Annotated in this window: 17 protein-coding genes; 12 read left to right on the top strand and 5 right to left on the bottom strand. The window is 59.5% G+C overall.

Annotation, left to right across the window (positions count from 1 at the left end; all coding sequences use genetic code 11):
* Positions 1-23: 23 nt before the first annotated feature.
* A complete protein-coding gene (gene lpdA / locus LVY75_31175) occupies positions 24-1,427 on the top strand; it encodes a dihydrolipoyl dehydrogenase (protein ID XAZ23212.1) in 1,404 nt (467 codons plus the stop codon).
* 102 nt (positions 1,428-1,529) lie between these two features.
* Entirely contained in the window at positions 1,530-2,030 is a 501-nt protein-coding gene (locus LVY75_31170) for a cytochrome b/b6 domain-containing protein (GenBank protein ID XAZ23211.1), read from the top strand.
* Between the two features lie 6 nt (positions 2,031-2,036).
* Here LVY75_31170 and LVY75_31165 read toward each other — a convergent pair whose 3' ends face one another.
* Positions 2,037-3,113 carry a TraB/GumN family protein gene (locus LVY75_31165; protein ID XAZ23210.1) on the bottom strand — a complete coding sequence of 359 codons (1,077 nt, stop codon included), beginning with the start codon at positions 3,111-3,113 and terminating at the stop codon, positions 2,037-2,039.
* Positions 3,114-3,200: 87 nt separating this feature from the next.
* Positions 3,201-4,136 (bottom strand): tyrosine recombinase XerC, encoded by a 936-nt coding sequence (locus tag LVY75_31160; GenBank protein ID XAZ23209.1) that lies wholly within the window; start codon positions 4,134-4,136, stop codon positions 3,201-3,203.
* A gap of 143 nt (positions 4,137-4,279) precedes the next feature.
* On the opposite strand from LVY75_31160, the gene LVY75_31155 reads away from it, so the two are divergent.
* The 10 genes from LVY75_31155 (at position 4,280) to LVY75_31110 (ending at position 14,503) form a co-directional block, all read left to right on the top strand.
* Positions 4,280-5,224, top strand: a complete 945-nt coding sequence (locus LVY75_31155; protein ID XAZ23208.1) for a GNAT family N-acetyltransferase — start codon at positions 4,280-4,282, stop codon at positions 5,222-5,224.
* Positions 5,225-5,249: 25 nt separating this feature from the next.
* On the top strand, positions 5,250-6,395 hold the full coding sequence (locus LVY75_31150) for an AAA family ATPase (GenBank protein XAZ23207.1): 1,146 nt from the start codon (positions 5,250-5,252) through the stop codon (positions 6,393-6,395).
* A 54-nt stretch (positions 6,396-6,449) separates the two neighbouring features.
* Complete coding sequence (locus tag LVY75_31145) at positions 6,450-8,666, top strand: primosomal protein N' (protein XAZ23206.1); 2,217 nt, start codon at positions 6,450-6,452, stop codon at positions 8,664-8,666.
* Positions 8,667-8,744: 78 nt separating this feature from the next.
* Positions 8,745-9,134, top strand: coding sequence for a DUF4345 domain-containing protein (locus tag LVY75_31140; GenBank protein XAZ23205.1), 390 nt, complete (start codon positions 8,745-8,747; stop codon positions 9,132-9,134).
* 255 nt (positions 9,135-9,389) lie between these two features.
* Positions 9,390-9,956, top strand: coding sequence for a F0F1 ATP synthase subunit delta (locus LVY75_31135; protein ID XAZ25868.1), 567 nt, complete (start codon positions 9,390-9,392; stop codon positions 9,954-9,956).
* Complete coding sequence (gene atpA / locus LVY75_31130; protein XAZ23204.1) at positions 9,956-11,485, top strand: F0F1 ATP synthase subunit alpha; 1,530 nt, start codon at positions 9,956-9,958, stop codon at positions 11,483-11,485. The genes LVY75_31135 and atpA overlap by 1 nt, the downstream gene beginning before the upstream one ends.
* A 27-nt stretch (positions 11,486-11,512) precedes the next feature.
* Positions 11,513-12,397 carry a F0F1 ATP synthase subunit gamma gene (locus LVY75_31125; GenBank protein XAZ23203.1) on the top strand — a complete coding sequence of 295 codons (885 nt, stop codon included), beginning with the start codon at positions 11,513-11,515 and terminating at the stop codon, positions 12,395-12,397.
* A 23-nt stretch (positions 12,398-12,420) separates the two neighbouring features.
* Positions 12,421-13,857, top strand: a complete 1,437-nt coding sequence (gene atpD / locus LVY75_31120) for a F0F1 ATP synthase subunit beta (GenBank protein ID XAZ23202.1) — start codon at positions 12,421-12,423, stop codon at positions 13,855-13,857.
* Positions 13,857-14,096: a hypothetical protein gene (locus LVY75_31115; protein ID XAZ23201.1), complete on the top strand. Its 240-nt coding sequence runs from the start codon at positions 13,857-13,859 to the stop codon at positions 14,094-14,096. The genes atpD and LVY75_31115 overlap by 1 nt, the downstream gene beginning before the upstream one ends.
* Positions 14,096-14,503 (top strand): F0F1 ATP synthase subunit epsilon, encoded by a 408-nt coding sequence (locus LVY75_31110; protein ID XAZ23200.1) that lies wholly within the window; start codon positions 14,096-14,098, stop codon positions 14,501-14,503. Before LVY75_31115 ends, LVY75_31110 begins: the two co-directional genes overlap by 1 nt.
* A gap of 160 nt (positions 14,504-14,663) precedes the next feature.
* Here LVY75_31110 and LVY75_31105 read toward each other — a convergent pair whose 3' ends face one another.
* From LVY75_31105 to LVY75_31095, 3 genes are all read right to left on the bottom strand, one after another.
* Positions 14,664-15,341 carry a sugar transferase gene (locus tag LVY75_31105; protein ID XAZ23199.1) on the bottom strand — a complete coding sequence of 226 codons (678 nt, stop codon included), beginning with the start codon at positions 15,339-15,341 and terminating at the stop codon, positions 14,664-14,666.
* 243 nt (positions 15,342-15,584) lie between these two features.
* Positions 15,585-16,775 (bottom strand): acyltransferase, encoded by a 1,191-nt coding sequence (locus LVY75_31100; protein ID XAZ23198.1) that lies wholly within the window; start codon positions 16,773-16,775, stop codon positions 15,585-15,587.
* A gap of 65 nt (positions 16,776-16,840) precedes the next feature.
* Entirely contained in the window at positions 16,841-17,848 is a 1,008-nt protein-coding gene (locus LVY75_31095; GenBank protein ID XAZ25867.1) for an ABC transporter substrate-binding protein, read from the bottom strand.
* Between the last annotated feature and the right edge of the window lie 4 nt (positions 17,849-17,852).

Here is a 17,852-nt window from a genome sequence, read left to right as displayed (position 1 = left end):
TCAATAACGTAAAGGGAAAAGCAATGTCCTATGATGTGATTGTTATTGGAACCGGCCCCGGCGGCTATGTCGCGGCAATCAAGGCCGCGCAGCTCGGCCTCAAGGTCGCAGTCGTGGAAAAGCGCGCGACCTATGGCGGCACCTGTCTGAATGTCGGCTGCATTCCATCCAAGGCATTGCTGCACGCTTCGGAAATGTTCCACGCAACACATCACATGGAAGAGCTCGGCATCGAAGTCGCTGCTCCGAAGCTCAATCTCGACAAGATGCTGGCGCACAAGGATGCGACCGTGAAGTCCAACGTCGACGGTGTTGCTTTCCTCTTCAAGAAGAACAAGATCGATGCGTTCCATGGCACCGGCAAGATCGTCTCCGCCGGCAAGGTTTCCGTGACCGCCGAAGACGGCTCGGTTCAGCAGATCGAGGGCAAGAACATCGTCATCGCCACCGGGTCCGACGTCGCCGGCATTCCGGGCGTGAAGGTCGATCTCGATGAGAAAATCATCGTATCCTCCACCGGCGCCATTGCGCTGGAAAAAGTGCCTGAAACGATGATCGTCGTCGGGGGCGGTGTCATCGGTCTCGAGCTCGGTTCGGTCTGGTCGCGCCTTGGCGCAAAGGTGACCGTCATCGAGTTTCTCGACAAGATCCTCGGCGCGATGGATGCCGATGTCTCCAAGCAGTTCCAGCGCATGCTCGGAAAGCAAGGTATCGATATCAAACTGAGCTCCAAGGTGACCGGTGTCGAAAAGGCTGAAAAGGGCGCCAAGGTGACGTTCGAGCCGGTCGCAGGTGGTGCGGCCCAGACGCTCGAAGCCGACGTCGTGCTGATCTCGACCGGCCGCATTCCCTACACGGCGGGCCTTGGCCTGGAAGAAGCCGGCGTCAAGCTCGACAATCGTGGCCGCGTCGAAATCGACGGCCACTTCAAGACCAATGTCGAGGGTATCTACGCCATCGGCGACGTTGTGAAGGGACCGATGCTGGCGCACAAGGCCGAAGACGAAGGTGTGGCGCTTGCCGAAATCCTCGCCGGCCAGCACGGCCACGTTAATTACGACGTCATTCCGAGCGTCGTCTATACGCAGCCGGAAGTCGCTTCCGTCGGCAAGACCGAGGAAGAGCTGAAGGCCGCCGGTATCGCCTACAAGGTTGGCAAGTTCCCGTTTACGGCAAACGGCCGTGCCCGTGCGATGCTGGCAACCGATGGTTTCGTGAAGATCCTGTCGGACAAGGAAACCGACCGCGTGCTCGGCGGCCATATCGTTGGCTTCGGTGCTGGCGAGATGATCCACGAGATTGCCGTGCTGATGGAATTCGGCGGTTCAGCCGAAGACCTCGGCCGCACCTGCCATGCGCATCCGACCATGTCTGAGGCCGTGAAGGAAGCAGCACTCGCCGCCTTCTTCAAGCCGATCCATATGTAAGATTAAATATCAGCAATCATTCATAATGCCGCTTGCCTTCGGGCGGGCGGCATTTTCATTTGGTGGGCAAGATCTGCCGACTACTTAATGAGAGACAAGAAAATGAGTGATCGTGTCGTTGTCGGTTACAGCCTCTCCCAACGATTCCTCCACTGGGTGACCGTACTCCTGGTCCTCTTCAATCTTCTATTTCCTGACGGCATGAATACGTGGCGGCGGCTTGTCCGCCATGGCGGCACGCCGTCGCCGGAACAGATCGCTTCAGCCAACATCCATGCCTATGTCGGTATCGCGATCCTGATCGTGACGATCCTCAGGCTCGCCTTGCGCTTCGTGCAGGGTGTACCGCCTGAAGCTGCGGAGGAGCCGGCGATCTTTCGGCTCGCTGCGCGGCTGGTGCATGCGAGCCTCTATCTGTTGTTGCTCGCTCTGCCTGCTTCAGGCATTGCGGCCTATTATTTTGGTGTCGAGGCACTGGGCTCACTGCATGCCGACGTCCTGAAGCTCGTTCTCTGGATCGTCATCGTCACGCATGTCTTCGGCGCGCTGGTCCATCAGTTTTACTGGAAGACTGATGTCTTGCGGCGAATGACTGCCGGCTAAAGGCGGTCAGTTAACCGCGGTGACGGTGAAGCCCTGCTGGCGCAGCAATTCGATGACGCCTTCCTTGCCCGGCAGGTGAAGGGCGCCGACGGCCATGAAGACGTTGCCGTTGGCGAGGATCGGTGCGGCACGTTCGGCCATCACCTTGTTGCGGTCGAGGATGATGCGTTGCTCGAAGGCGGCATAATCGCTGTCTTCTTCGCTGCCTTCGGGCGTGACGGTCTTCAGCATGGGCATGGTCATGCCGATATCGCCGGAGAGATAGATGTCGGTCATGGTCTCGACGACATCATTCATCTTGGCTCCGAGTTCCAGGGTTTCGATCAGCGACTTCAGATGAAACTCGGTCGGCAGCTCGGCCATGGCCTGCAACTGTTCCGCCAGGGTTTCGAGCCCCTTGACCTGTTTACCCTCCGCGGCCGCATCGGCCGCGATCTTCTGGTCGAGAAACTGCACGCCCTTGGCCTTGCGGGCCATCTCACAGGCGGGAAGTGCGACGGCGCTTGCGATCATCCAGGGACGCATGCGCGAAACGGCCGAGAGCGGGATGCCGCGCTGCTTCAGTCCGTCTTCGAGGCGGGTATAGTCTTCGGGCGAAAGAAGCTTTTCGATAGTCGTGCCGTCCGTGAACATCATCAAGTCCGGCCTCATCAGAAGCGATGCCGTGGCCTTCTTCTCATCGAGGATTTCGTCGGATTCAATGACGATCGTGTCGGCGCCATCATGGGCCTCCTGCGCGCGGGGCGGCAGGCTCAGGACGCGTGGATCGGTGACGTGCATGGTGCCGAGCAGCCAGGAGGGCTTAAGACCGGGCTTCTCGATCTGCCAGAAAATACCTTTACCGTTCGGCGTGGCATCTGCCTCTTTCACCGCTTCGGCATAGCGGGCCGGTTCGTTCTGCCGCAGCTCGCTGAGAAGGTCTTTTCCGTTGCAGTTGTCTTCAGCAGCATCGGCCGGCGTGACCGAGAAGATGACTGCGAGCAATGCGGCGGCGAGCAGCATGTGAAAGGCGGCGATCAGCCAGAGCAGGATATTGCCCGACTGCGCGATATGGAAAGTGCGGTGGCCGATGGAGATCGTCATGATGGTAATCCGGTCACATGTGCTTCAAGCCTCATGCTCTACGCCGGGCTTGCGCATATTCCTTTAAGAGACAGCGTTAACGAAGGCTTATGCGCGTGGATGCGCCCTATCATATACCTCCAGGAGCCTTGACGCATCGACACCGGTATAGACCTGTGTGGTGGAGAGACTGGCATGGCCGAGCAGTTCCTGGATGGTACGCAGATCGCCGCCACCGGCCAGCAGATGTGTGGCAAAGGAGTGGCGCAGCGCATGTGGGGTGGCAGTCTCGGGCAGGCCAAAGGCGCCGCGCAGCTTCTGCATGGCACGCTGAATAATCGCTGGCTGTAGTTTGCCGCCGCGGGAACCACGAAAGAGCGGCTCGCCTTCGTCAAGATGAATGGGGCAGAGCTGCCGGTATTTAGCGACAGTTTCCAAGACGACGGGCAGCAGCGGCACGAGGCGCGTTTTGTTGCCTTTACCGGTAATGCGCAGCGTGGTGGTGCCGGTCCTGACATCGGCGGGCGTCAGGTCGAGCGCTTCAGAAATGCGCAGGCCGCAGCCGTAAAGCAACATCATGACGGCGGCGTCGCGCGCGGCAATCCATGGCTCGTCATGGAGCTGCGATTCATTGCTGACCGCGGTGATGGCCTGTTTGTCCGACAGAGGCTTTGGGAGAGATTTCGGTTGCTTCGGTGAGCGCACGGCGCTCGCCCCTGCTGCATTGACGAGACCCTTCTTTTCAAGGTGACGCAGGAAAGAGCGAATGCCGGCGAGATTGCGAGCCACGGAACGGGCACCGGAACCTTCCTTGCGGCGGGCGGCCAGAAAGGCGCGGAAGTCTGCCGGGCGCAGCGCCTCGACGTCGCGCAGAGTCGTCGGGCCGCCGAGGTGACCGGTCATGAAGGTCAGGAACTGACGCGTGTCGCGCTCGTAAGCATCGAGCGTATGTCCGGAAAGACGGCGTTCGCGGGCCAGGTTTTCGAGCCAGGCACTGCGTTCCGTCATCAGGTGCGGATCGGCGATGATCAGGAGTTCATTCATGGCCAGGGCTCTTGAATTTGATTTCCATAATGCCAATTCTGGAACAGTGGCGTTATGGAATTGCTAATGCTTGCCAAACCCTTGTCATGTATCGATCATAATTCGCTGAGATAGCTTACAGCTCCTATAAGACAGGAATTTTTATGGCACGGCGCGACTCCATGACGGCTTTCGGACAGCTTGCGGAAGCGATCGCCCTGGTCTCACACGGAAAACCCGGCCATATCGTCGATACGCTGATTGCCGAGCGTGGACAGAAGATCGTCCGGCATCCGCTCTGGCCGGTCCTCCGGCCGTTTCTCTACACGCTGCTGCGCTATAACAGGGCGATCGAATTCGCCAGTGACGTTGCCAATATGCCGGGCTTTCAGTCGTTCGAATATATGAGCAACCTGCTGAAGCTCGACATCAATGTCACCAATGGCGAGCGCATTCCGGCGTCCGGCGGTTTCATCCTCGTCAGCAACCATCCGACCGGTATTGCCGATGGCGTGGCTGTCTTCGATCTCCTGAAGACGCGCCGGCCGGATATGATGTTCTTTGCCAATCGTGATGCGGTGCGCGTCAATCCGCGCTTTGCGGAAATAATCATTCCGGTCGAGTGGCGCGAGGAATTCAAGAGCAAGCTCAAGACGCGCGAGACGCTGCAGCTGACCAACCATGCCGTGAAGGAAGGCAAGGCGACGGTGCTGTTTCCTTCCGGCCGCATCGCCTACTGGGCGAACGGAAGGCTGAACGAGCGGCCGTGGAAAACCTCTGCTGTCGGTCTCGCCCGCAAATACGGCCTGCCGATTCTTCCCGTTCATGTGACGGCGCGCAATTCCGGTCTGTTCTACTGGTTTGCCAAATGGTCGACCGAGTTGCGCGATATGACTGTCTTCCACGAGCTTCTGAACAAGAAGGGCGATCGCTTCGATTTCGTCATCGGCAATCTCATTCCTGCCGAACAGCTTGAGGGCGACCTGACCGAGGTGACGAAGGCGCTGGAAAAGCTCACGGTCTACGATATGGCGGCTGATGGGAATGCGCAGTTTGTGCCCGTCTCCGCTCAGCCGTTGCCGGAGCCCGTTGCCGCCCATTCTTTTTAGCGTTGCTTTGCGATAAAGCGAAGACATGCGTCTTCGCTCCATGTTTGCCAAGAATTACCGGTCGCTGCGCTCGATCCGCATGGATCTTGCGGATACCACGCTGTTCCTCGGCGAAAACGGCGCCGGCAAGTCCAATCTCTATCGGGCGCTGCAGCTTGTACAGGCGGCGGTTCGCGGGCGGTTGGGCTACGAACTAGCGGCAGAGGGCGGGATGTTATCGGCCCTCTGGTCAGGATCACGCCGCACGTCCGATGGGCCTGCTCGAATCCGTCTCGAGGTTGAGATCGTCGACGAGGAGCGCGCCGTCACATTCCGATATCATGTCGAGGCAGGGCTGCGTCCGCCGGCGGCGGCCGGATTCGCGCTGGAGCCGCAGATCAAAGCCGAAGAACTGTCCGTCGAAACCGGTCGACGCGCTGTGACGATGATGAGACGTGCCGGTCCTGGCATCTCCGTCCGCGACGCTGCAGGACGGATGCAGGATTATCCGGACGAAGCCCTGACCTCTGAAACCGCGATCGCGCTCCTTGGGGATGCCGGCCATTTCCCCGAGGTTGCTGCCTTCCGCCGCATTGTCAACAACTGGCGCTTCTTCCACGGTTTTCGTACCGACAGGGCGTCTCCGCTTCGCCACCCCTGTCTCCCGGTCACCAGCCCGATTCTGGATGAGGACGGATCCAATCTCGCCGCCGTCTTTGCAACGCTTGCACATATCCGGCAGGATACGGTCGAGCTTGACCGTATCCTGGCATCTGCGCTCGGTGGGGCGAGGCTTGTCGTGTCGGAACCGGGCGAGACGGCCGAGTTCGGGTTGATGCTTCCGGATTTCCCGCACCGCGTCTTCCATCCGCGCGAGCTGTCCGATGGCCAGATTCGCTTCCTTGGTCTTGCGGCCGCATTGCTCTCTTATCGTCTGCCGGCGCTCATCGCGCTGAATGAGCCGGAGGCGAGCCTGCATCCCGATATGCTGGTGCCGCTTGCCGATATGATCGCCGAGGCGTCGAAAAGCAGTCAGGTCTGGATTGTCACCCACTCGGTGCAACTGGCCGAGGCGGTGCGCGAACGCTGCGGCGTTCGCCCGCGAAAGGTTATCCGTGAGAATGGCGCCACCTGGATCGAAGGCATGCGGCTGACGGGAGCGATTGCCGGTGACGACGATGATGACGAATAAGCCTCATCGTCGGCGGGTTCCATTTTTCCGCCGTTGCGGGCATGGTCTGCCGCGATGAGCACAGATTCGTCCGATCTCTTTGGCGCGCTTTTCGAGGCCCCGCCCGTGAACCGCACGGTTCCGGTACTGGTGCCGATGCCGGCGCCAAAGCCCTATTCCTACTCGGTGCCTGAAGGCATGGCGGTTGAGCCCGGCTCGGTCGTGCAGGTGCCGCTTGGCCCGCGCCAGGTGATCGGCGTCGTCTGGGACGGTGGCGAAGATGGTGTCGATCCCAAGAAGCTTAGACCCATCACGCACGTCTTCGACTGCCCGCCACTCAACAAGGAGATGCGGGATTTCATCGACTGGGTGGCCGCCTATACGCTTTCGCCGCCGGGACTTGTTGCGCGCATGGCGCTGAGGGCGCCGAATGCCTTCGAGCCGGAGCCGATGGTGGAAGGATTGCGCTTCGTCGGCGGCGAGCCGGAGCGGATGACGCCAGCGCGCGCCCGCGTGCTCGATACCGCTGCGGACGGGCTATCCTGGACACGCATCGGCCTTGCGCATGCTGCCGGTGTTTCCACCAGCGTCGTTGACGGGCTGATTGCGCAGGGCATTTTCGAGACCATCTTCCTGCCGCCGCCACCTGTCGTTGCCACACCCGATCCGGATTTTATCGGCTCCCGCCTCGAGGGGCCGCAGAAGGAGGCGGCCGACGAAATCCTGGACGAAGTGCGCAAGGGGGAATTTGCGGTATCGCTGATCGATGGCGTAACGGGTTCCGGAAAGACGGAAGTCTATTTCGAAGCGATTGCCGAGACGCTGAGGCGGGGCAAACAGGTGCTGATCCTGCTGCCGGAAATCGCGCTCACTGCCAGTTTTCTCGAACGCTTCCAGGATCGGTTCGGTGCGAAACCGGCCGAGTGGCATTCCGATCTTGCACCGCGTATGCGTGAAAAGGTCTGGCGGCAGGCGGTGACCGGCGAGGTGCGGGTCGTGGCCGGTGCGCGCTCGGCACTGTTTCTGCCTTTCGAGGATCTCGGCCTCATCATCGTCGATGAAGAGCACGATCCTGCCTACAAACAGGAAGACCGCGTCTATTACAATGCGCGAGACATGGCGGTCGTGCGGGCGCGGATCGGCGATTTTCCACTGGTGCTCGTTTCGGCGACGCCGTCGGTCGAAAGCCAGGTCAACGGCCAGAGCGGACGCTACAGCACGATCCATCTGCCGACTCGTTTCGGCGATGCCGCACTGCCCGACCTGCATCTTGTAGACATGCGGCGCCATGCGCCGGAGCGCGGCGGATTCCTGTCGCCGGTTCTGATCCGGGCGATCGGCAAGACGGTGGAGAAGGGCGAGCAGGCGCTGCTCTTTCTCAATCGCCGCGGTTATGCGCCGCTGACGCTCTGCCGTGTCTGCGGCCATCGTTTCCAATGCCCGCAATGTTCGAGCTGGCTGGTAGAGCACCGCTTCCGTCGGCAGCTCCAATGCCATCAGTGCGGTTATTCCCAACCGACACCCGAAGCCTGCCCGGAATGCGGAACGCTCGACCATCTCGTCGCCTGCGGTCCGGGCGTGGAACGTATCGCCGAAGAAGTAGAACGACATTTTCCGGATGCGCGCACCATAGTGCTCTCTTCAGACATCATGGGCGGGGTGAAACGGCTGAGGCTGGAACTCGACGCCATCGCCAAGGGCGAGGCGGATATCGTCATCGGCACGCAGCTTGTTGCAAAGGGCCATAACTTTCCGCTGATGACACTGGTTGGCATCGTCGATTCGGATCTTGGCCTCGCCAACGGCGATCCGCGTGCTGCGGAGCGGACTTTCCAGCTTCTTTCGCAGGTCACTGGACGCGCCGGGCGAACCGGCCTTAAGAGCCATGGGCTGCTTCAGACCTATCAGCCGCAACATCCGGTCATGCAGGCAATCGTCTCCGGCGACGCGCGAGCCTTTTACGAACGCGAGATCAGCGAGCGCGAGCGCGCAATCCTTCCGCCCTTCGGCAGGCTCGCCTCCATCATCGTTTCAGCCGATACGCGGCACGATGCGGAAAACCATGCGCGCGGCATGCGCAATGCCGCACCGCAGGTTGCGGGCATTTCCGTTCTCGGCCCAGCAGAGGCGCCGTTGGCGCTGGTGCGCGGACGCCATCGTTTCCGGCTGCTGGTCCATGGGCGCCGGAACTCGGACATGCAGGCCTATCTGCGGGCAATGTTGTCGCAATCACCGAAGGAGCGAGGTTCGATTCAGGTGCAGCTTGACATCGATCCGCAGAGCTTCCTGTAGATCGTTACAGTCTCAGCGTTTCCGGATGCCGTCGATCATGGCATAAACGCCGAATCAACTGGCGATTAGGGGCGCGGCATGGAATTCTACTTCCCGACGGAATTTAGCGAACAGCTTGCCTTTGGTGCAGCGGCCTTCACCGCCCTTGCCGGCTTCGTCATCATGTTCGCGCCCGGTCTTGCCATGCGGGCTTTCGGGCTCGCACCGCGCGGCGAACGGCGCGAGGGCTTCGGCGAAATGCGATCGATGGGCGGCCTCTATCTCGGCCTCGGCATTGCCGCGATCATGCTGGCGCAGGACTGGACCTATCTGGCGCTCGGAGCAGCCTTCGCGATGGCGGCTTTCGCGCGCATCATTTCCATCCTGTCAGATAAGGGGAGCACGCTCCTCAACTATTTACTTCTGGTTGCGCAGGCGGCCGTGGCCGCATTGTCGCTGCTACACGTATTCGGCTTCCTGCAGGGCTAATCCAAAGCCGAAATTATAGCGTTTCGCGGGCCACTTCAGGACGTTTCAGTAATTTTGCTGACAGAAAATCATGCGAAACACGTATTCGGGCGTTACGCGTGTTGCGAGTCCCGATATCCTATGTTAGACGGACCCCGAATTTCGGAAGAAGCAAGAGGCTTCTCTTGCGATTTCTGGGGGAAATCAAAACGAATTCAAGATCATAGACTCGGCGCCCGTCGGAAGTCGGATTTTGAATTGAAATCAGGGAAATTTGTGCCCGTGGCAGACACGTCCCAGCTTACTTCTGGTGTTGCCGAGCGCTATGCCTCGTCGCTTTTCGAGCTGGCGCTCGAAGAACGCGCAGTCGACAGCGTTACCGCCGATCTTGACCGTTTCCAGGCCATGCTGGACGAAAGCGAAGACCTGAAGCGCTTTGTCCTGAGCCCGGTCTTTTCCGCAGAAGATCAGCTCAAGGCGATCGTCGCTCTTAGCGAAAAAGCTGGCATCTCGGGTTTCTTTGCCAATTTCCTGAAGGTCGTGGCGCGTAACCGCCGCCTGTTTGCCCTGCCGGGCATGATCAAGGCCTTCCGCATCATTGCTGCCAACCAGCGTGGCGAAATTTCTGCCGAAGTCACTTCGGCACATGCTCTCTCGGCAGAGCAGGAAAATGAATTGAAGGCGGCGCTCAAGGGCGTCACCGGCAAAGACGTGGCGATTGCTGTCACGGTTGATCCGTCAATTCTTGGTGGTCTGATCGTCAAGGTCGGGTCCCGTCAGATTGACACGTCTCTTGGTACCAAACTCTCTACCCTTAAGCTTGCATTGAAAGAGGTCGGCTGATGGATATCCGCGCTGCGGAAATTTCCGCAATTCTTAAAGACCAGATCAAGAACTTCGGCAAAGAGGCAGAAGTCTCGGAAGTCGGTCAGGTTCTCTCCGTTGGTGACGGCATCGCTCGCGTTTACGGCCTGGACAATGTTCAGGCTGGTGAAATGGTCGAGTTCCCCGGCGGCATCCGCGGCATGGCGCTCAACCTTGAATCCGACAATGTCGGTGTCGTTATTTTCGGCGCCGACCGCGACATCAAGGAAGGCGACACCGTCAAGCGCACTGGCGCTATCGTTGACGTTCCGGTCGGTCCGGAACTGCTCGGCCGTGTTGTCGACGCTCTCGGCAACCCGATCGACGGCAAGGGCCCGATCAATGCGACCCGCCGTTCGCGCGTCGACATCAAGGCTCCGGGCATCATTCCGCGCAAGTCGGTTCATGAGCCGATGTCGACCGGCCTCAAGGCCATCGACGCCCTCATCCCGGTTGGCCGCGGCCAGCGCGAACTCGTCATCGGCGACCGCCAGACCGGCAAGACCGCGATCCTGCTCGATGCCTTCCTCAACCAGAAGGCCATTCACGAGAGCGGTCCGGAAGGTGAGAAGCTTTACTGCGTTTACGTCGCCATCGGTCAGAAGCGTTCGACCGTCGCGCAGTTCGTCAAGGTGCTCGAAGAGCGCGGTGCGCTGAAGTATTCGATCATCGTTGCCGCCACGGCTTCCGATCCGGCTCCGATGCAATATCTGGCACCGTTTGCCGGCTGCGCCATGGGCGAATATTTCCGCGACAACGGCATGCACGCGCTGATCGGTTACGACGACCTGTCCAAGCAGGCCGTTTCCTACCGCCAGATGTCGCTGCTGCTGCGCCGCCCGCCGGGCCGCGAAGCCTATCCGGGCGACGTTTTCTACCTGCACTCGCGTCTGCTCGAGCGCGCTGCGAAGATGAACGACGACCAGGGCGCCGGCTCGCTGACCGCTCTTCCTGTCATCGAAACGCAGGGTAACGACGTTTCGGCCTTCATTCCGACCAATGTGATCTCGATCACCGACGGCCAGATCTTCCTTGAAACCGACCTGTTCTATCAGGGTATCCGCCCGGCCGTTAACGTCGGTCTGTCGGTTTCCCGCGTCGGTTCCTCGGCTCAGATCAAGGCCATGAAGCAGGTTGCCGGCTCGATCAAGGGTGAACTCGCCCAGTATCGTGAAATGGCTGCCTTCGCCCAGTTCGGTTCGGACCTTGACGCTGCTACGCAGCGTCTGCTGAACCGCGGCGCACGCCTGACCGAACTCCTGAAGCAGCCGCAGTTCTCGCCGCTGAAGACGGAAGAGCAGGTCGCCGTGATCTTCGCGGGCGTCAACGGTTACCTCGACAAGCTGCCGGTCGCTCAGGTCGGCAAGTTCGAACAGGGCCTGTTGTCCTATCTGCGTTCGGAAGGCTCTGCCATCCTCGATGCGATCCGCACGGAAAAGGCTATCAGCGACGCGACGAAGGGCAAGCTCACTGCTGCTCTCGACAGCTTCGCCAAGTCTTTCCAGTAACGGGCCCTAGGTTAGGACGGATAACGGATGCCTTCACTTAAGGATCTGAAAAACCGGATCGCCTCCGTCAAGGCGACGCAGAAGATCACCAAGGCGATGAAAATGGTCGCCGCGGCGAAGCTTCGGCGTGCGCAGGAGGCGGCCGAGGCCGCCCGGCCTTACTCGCAGCGTATGAATGCGGTCCTGGCGAATATTGCCAAGGCTGTTACCGATGCGGACGGTGCCCCGGTTCTGATGACCGGCACCGGCAAGGACCAGGTGCACCTGCTCGTCGTCTGCACGGCCGAACGCGGCCTGTGCGGCGGCTTCAATTCGCAGATTGCGCGCTTTGCTCGCGATCACGTTCGCAAGCTAGTCGCCGAAGGCAAGACGGTGAAGATCCTCACCGTCGGCAAGAAGGGCTATGACATCCTGCGTCGCGATTTCGCGTCGCTGATCGTCGAGCGCAAGGAACTGCGCGAAGTCAAGAAGATCGGCTTCGAGAATGCCGACCAGATCGGCAAGCGCATCATCGAAATGTTCGAAGCCGGCGAGTTTGACGTCTGCACGCTGTTCTACTCCGAGTTCAAGTCGGTCATCAGCCAGGTTCCGACCGCACAGCAGCTCATCCCAGCCAAGGCTCCGGAAGCCGTTGCCGTAGATGAAGAGCATGCTGGTGCCGTTTATGAATACGAGCCGGATCCGGCGTCGATCCTCGACGAGCTGATCCCGCGCAACATCTCGGTCCAAATCTTCCGCGCTCTCCTCGAGAACGTCGCGGGTGAAATGGGCGCCAAGATGAGCGCGATGGACAATGCGACGCGCAATGCTGGTGAGATGATCAACAAGCTGACGTTGAGCTACAACCGTCAGCGTCAGGCTCAGATCACCAAGGAACTGATTGAAATCATTTCGGGCGCGGAAGCGCTCTGAGGTTAGGAAAAGAGGGTCAGAAAATGGCTGAGGCAGCTACCCCCAAGACCGGCTCTGTCGGCAGAGTCACACAGGTTATCGGCGCCGTCGTCGACGTTGCTTTTGAAGGCGAACTGCCGAAGATCCTGAACGCGTTGGAAACCGACAATAACGGTAACCGTCTGGTTCTCGAAGTTGCTCAGCACCTCGGCGAAAACGAAGTTCGTACCATTGCGATGGACTCGTCCGAAGGTCTCGTTCGCGGCCAGCAGGTTACCGATACCGGCGCTCCGATCTCGGTTCCGGTTGGAAACGAAACGCTCGGCCGTATCATGAACGTCATCGGCGAGCCGGTCGACGAAGCTGGTCCGCTGAACACCGCTCACAAGCGCGCCATCCACCAGGACGCTCCGGCTTATGTCGAGCAGTCCACGGAAGCGCAGATCCTCGTCACCGGCATCAAGGTGGTCGATCTTCTTGCTCCCTATGCAAAGGGCGGCAAGATCGGCCTGTTCGGCGGCGCAGGCGTCGGCAAGACCGTTCTCATCATGGAACTGATCAACAACGTCGCCAAGGCGCACGGTGGTTACTCGGTCTTCGCTGGCGTGGGTGAACGTACCCGCGAAGGCAACGACCTCTACCACGAAATGATCGAATCGGGCGTCAACAAGCATGGCGGCGGCGAAGGCTCGAAGGCTGCGCTCGTTTACGGCCAGATGAACGAACCGCCGGGCGCCCGCGCTCGCGTCGCTCTGACCGGTCTGACGGTTGCTGAACACTTCCGCGACCAAGGTCAGGACGTTCTGTTCTTCGTCGACAACATCTTCCGCTTCACGCAGGCTGGCTCGGAAGTGTCGGCTCTGCTCGGCCGTATCCCTTCTGCTGTGGGCTATCAGCCGACGCTCGCAACCGACATGGGGCAGATGCAGGAACGCATCACCACGACGACGACGGGCTCGATCACCTCGGTTCAGGCCATTTACGTTCCGGCCGACGACTTGACCGACCCGGCGCCGGCAACCTCGTTCGCCCACTTGGACGCAACCACGGTTCTGTCGCGCTCGATCGCTGAAAAGGGTATCTATCCGGCCGTCGATCCGCTCGACTCCACCTCGCGCATGCTCGATCCGCTGGTCGTCGGCGACGAACATTACGAAATTGCCCGTAAGGTTCAGTCGACCCTGCAGCGCTACAAGGCCCTACAGGACATCATCGCCATCCTGGGCATGGACGAACTGTCCGAAGAGGACAAGATCGCTGTTGCCCGCGCCCGCAAGATCGAACGCTTCCTGTCGCAGCCGTTCTTCGTTGCCGAAGTCTTCACCGGTTCGCCGGGCAAGCTGGTTGCTCTCGAAGACACGATCAAGGGCTTCAGGGGCCTCGTCAACGGCGACTACGACCACCTGCCCGAAGCTGCTTTCTACATGGTTGGCTCGATCGAAGAAGCCATCGAGAAGGCCAAAAAGCTCGCTGCCGCTTGATGAGCGACGCTCAGGACGAGATATTCTGCTGCGACACGCTCAAAAGTGTCGTGGCAGAGCTTCCTGAACCAGCCGCGCCGACCATCTACCGGGCCGATAATGGCGTGATGATGATGGTTGTCGGACTGGCTCAGACCGAGGAAGGCCTCGGTTATCTCGATCATGCGATGATGCACTGCCCGTTCTGCGGGACCAAATTGCAAGATGCAAAGGCCATAGCCGAGAAGGTAAGTCACTGATGGCTGACAATTTCAACTTTGAGCTCGTTTCGCCGGAGCGCCTGCTGCTGTCGGAGATGGTGACCGAGGTCGTCATTCCCGCCACTGAAGGTGAGATGACGGTCATGGCCCACCATGCCCCGACGATGACGACCATCAAGCCGGGCATCGTGAGTGTTCGTTCTTCTTCAGGCTCGAAGCAGGATTACGTGGTGTTCGGCGGTTTTGCCGACATCCTGCCGACGGGATGCACGCTCCTTGCTGAATCTGCCCTTCCGGTGGAGGAACTCAACAAGGACGAACTGACCCGCCGCATCGAAGCTGCGAAGCAGGAACTTGAGGATGTCGTGCATCATGAGCACAAGTCCAAGCTTGAGCATTTCATCATGGAAATGACCCGTCTGCAGGGCATGGTCGGTCAGGACTGATCGGTTCAGGTAGACATTCTGGATTGAACAAGAAAGCGGCCTTCAAGGCCGCTTTTTTTATCCGGAAACAAGATGCATTTATGCTGAGGCGTGCTTGCAAAAACAAAAGGCGGTGTTTCGCCGCCCGCCTGATCGATCTGGTCTGTGGAAACTCGGTATCTCAGAAACCGGTGCCGCCGCGCAGCTCGGAGAGCAGCGTGCCAAGCAGGATCTTCATATCCAGCCAGAGGCTGAAATTCCTGATGTAATAGATATCGCTGGCGATGCGGGCGCGTGCCTCCGTCGGGCGTTCCGTCGGACCACGCCAGCCGCGCGTCTGGGCAAGGCCGGTAATACCTGGCCGCATCAGATGGCGGTAATGATATTCAGGCACCAGTTCCTCGTAGAGCATACCGGCCGCGCGCATGTTGATGGCGTGGCAACGGGGACCGACGAGCGACATATCGCCCTTAATGACGTTGAGAAGCTGGGGCAGTTCATCGATATTGGTCTTGCGCAAGAAGGCGCCGATCCGCGTCACGCGCCGATCACCCTTGACGGTTTGTTCGACGCCGGTGGGATCGCAGAGATCCGCCCGCATGGAGCGGAACTTGTAGACAGTGATCTTGCTACCCTTACGCCCCCAGCGAATCTGTCGGAAAAACACCGGGCCGCCATCGTCGATCACGATGAGGAGGGCGATCGTCAGAAGGACGGGGAACAGGATGATCAGCGCGCTCGCCGCTCCAAAAATGTCGAAAGCTCTCTTCAAGCCAAGCTGAAGCCAGCCTCCGCCATCCAATGAGGCAAAGCTCTCCGGCTGGCGAATATTGGAATTCGCTGCGTCGGGAGCCTTCATCTTCACTGTCTTTACTGAGAAAGCCGTGTCTTGAAGCTTATTTGAAGTAAACACGTTCATTAAGCAACGTCCGTGGAAATACTGGAATAGTGCGTCGCGCTGGCACAAATACATGGACCGGGTCGGTTTGTCACCCGCTTCTTTAATGTTTTCCTTACCCTAATTGAGCCAAATTTGGGAGTATTTCGAAATATGTCCCTGATATTTTTGGCTGGTTAGGAATTAACTATATTGCGTAAAGGCTTAATTCTTGCGCGTTATGCGTGCGGCGCGTCGTATTGCCTGCCGCTCGAGAGCGAAATAACTGAGGCTTGCGAGAAGAAAGACAATCGTCGTCGCAAGGGCACAGCCAATAAGCCAATCGCGCAGGGGGTTGTCCTTACCGATCCCGAATATGGCCGGTGAGATCGTCTGCATCGTGGTCAGTACGATGTCCTGCCAGATGTAGATGCCGAATGAGACGGTTGCCGTGAAGCGCACGAAGGCGTTGTCGAGCAACGCCGCAAGCAGGGTGGAGCGCGAGAGGGCAACGAGCGCAAGCGCGGTCATAAGTGGGAACAGCGGAAAGACGTAAGGGATGCCGAGCCATCCATAGGCTTCCCACGGGCCTCCCGTCGAAAGCGGCAGCTGGAGGCCGGCGATGACCAGGCAGGCGAAGGCAATGATGTCGAACAGGATCTGACGCTTTCGCGGCAGTATCGTGTGAAGGCCTGCCGCGAGCGCACCGAGCGCAAAAATCGCGAAGAAACCGAAGGGATTGTAGTTTGGCATCCACTCCTTTGCGCCGCCCTGCATGCCATATTGCCAGCCACGATCAATCTCATTGGGAGGAACAACCGTGCGGAAAGTCTCGTGGGCAAGCAGCGCCACAGCAATGATGGCGAGCCAGGCAAGGCGCGTGATCAGCGGAGTGCGGCGTTTTTCCGGGATAGCGAAAAGCCAGAAGAAACCAAGCGGCAGCAGCACATAGCTCGTTACTTCGAAGGATATGGACCAGAGCGGGCCGTTGCCTTCGACAGGAAAGAAGGTGCGCCAATGCCACTGGCTCATGAACAGGAGACCGCTCACATAACGCATGACGAGTTCCGGCGTCAGCGCATGCCCAAGCAACGTGATGCTGAGGATAAAACCTGCGGTCAAAGCTACCCAATAGCCGGGCACGATGCGGGCCGCTCGACGCAGCACGTAGGTGCGCAGGTCAGGCATTGCATAACCGGCATCAAGGGAATGCCAGAACGGCAAGGCCAGCAGAAAGCCGCTGAGGATAAAGAAGATTGAGACGCCGAAATTGCCGAAGCGCAGGGCGGTCAGCGCCGGCTGAAACCCTTCGGTCTTGTTAAGGTCGATGCGCAGAACAAGGTGGTGGATGAGGACAAGCAGGCAAGCGGTTGCACGCAAGAAATCTGCTCCGGCTACCCGGTCCTGCTGCTGCATGTCACTCCCTCGCTCCTTGCCGGACTTTGCAGCGGAAAGCTGCTGCCGGCAAGGGCGGGGTCATCTCAGCCAAGCAGATCGTTCGTGTAATAGGCGGAAAAGTCGGGCTTTTCCTTCAGCGCCGCACCATTGGCATCGAGCAGGATGCCATGGTCGAACAGGAACGTGCCGATCGCTTCGGCCTTGGCCGGATCGATGATGCCGATCGCGCCGTTGTCACCCTTGAGGAAACGACCTTCGACCAGGGCCTTTTGCGATGCCTTGACCAGTTCGGTATTCAGCAGCGCGCCGTTGCTGCCGGCAATCAGGAGATCGCAGGCCTCGTTCTGATTGTCGACCGAATAGGCATAACCTTTGAGTGTTGCCTGGACAAAGGCGCGGGCATTTTGCGGATTGGCCGAAAGATAGGCATCGCTGGAAGCGATTGCGGTCGTCTGTTCGTCGGGAATTCCATGGTCGCTATAGCGCCAGCGTCCGACCTGCCGGTTCTCCAGCTGGGCGGCAATACCCTCCCAGGTGTAGATTTCCAGTGTAAAGTCCACCGCGCCGTTGTCGAGCGCCTCATAGGCCGAGGTGCCGAGCGTGACATTCTGGAAGGTGCCCTTGCCGCCGTCGTTGCGGATCATCGCAGAGACGAGTGCCTCCTCCCATGCGCCGCCAAAGCCGCCATAGGTCTTGCCATCAAGATCTTTCGGACTCTTGATGTCGTTGCGGCCGCCCTTGAAGATCAACCTGCCGGTTTCCGTCTGCACGACAGCATAGACGAGTTTCACATCGGCGCCCGCGGCGCGCTGGGTAAAGGTCTCGATCTCTCCGCAAATCCCGAAATCGGCAACACCATTTGCGACCAACGTGCCGGCACTCGTATCGGCATAGGGCAGGATCTCGACATCGATGCCGGCTGCCTCATAGAAGCCCTTCGCCTTGGCGACATAGATGCCGATATGGTTGGTGTTCGGTGTCCAGTCGAGCGCGATACGCACCTTTGGGGAGGATTGCGCGAAGGCGGTGCGGCCGGCAAGGCTTGCGGCCATGGCGGCAAAAAGGGTCTGTCGGCGGGTGAGAAGCATCAGGACC

The sequence above is a fragment of the Sinorhizobium sp. B11 genome, assembly GCA_039725955.1.
Classification (GTDB): domain Bacteria; phylum Pseudomonadota; class Alphaproteobacteria; order Rhizobiales; family Rhizobiaceae; genus Rhizobium.
The sequence above is the reverse complement of the archived record's forward strand: the minus strand, read 5'-3'. Positions and strand labels throughout refer to the sequence as shown.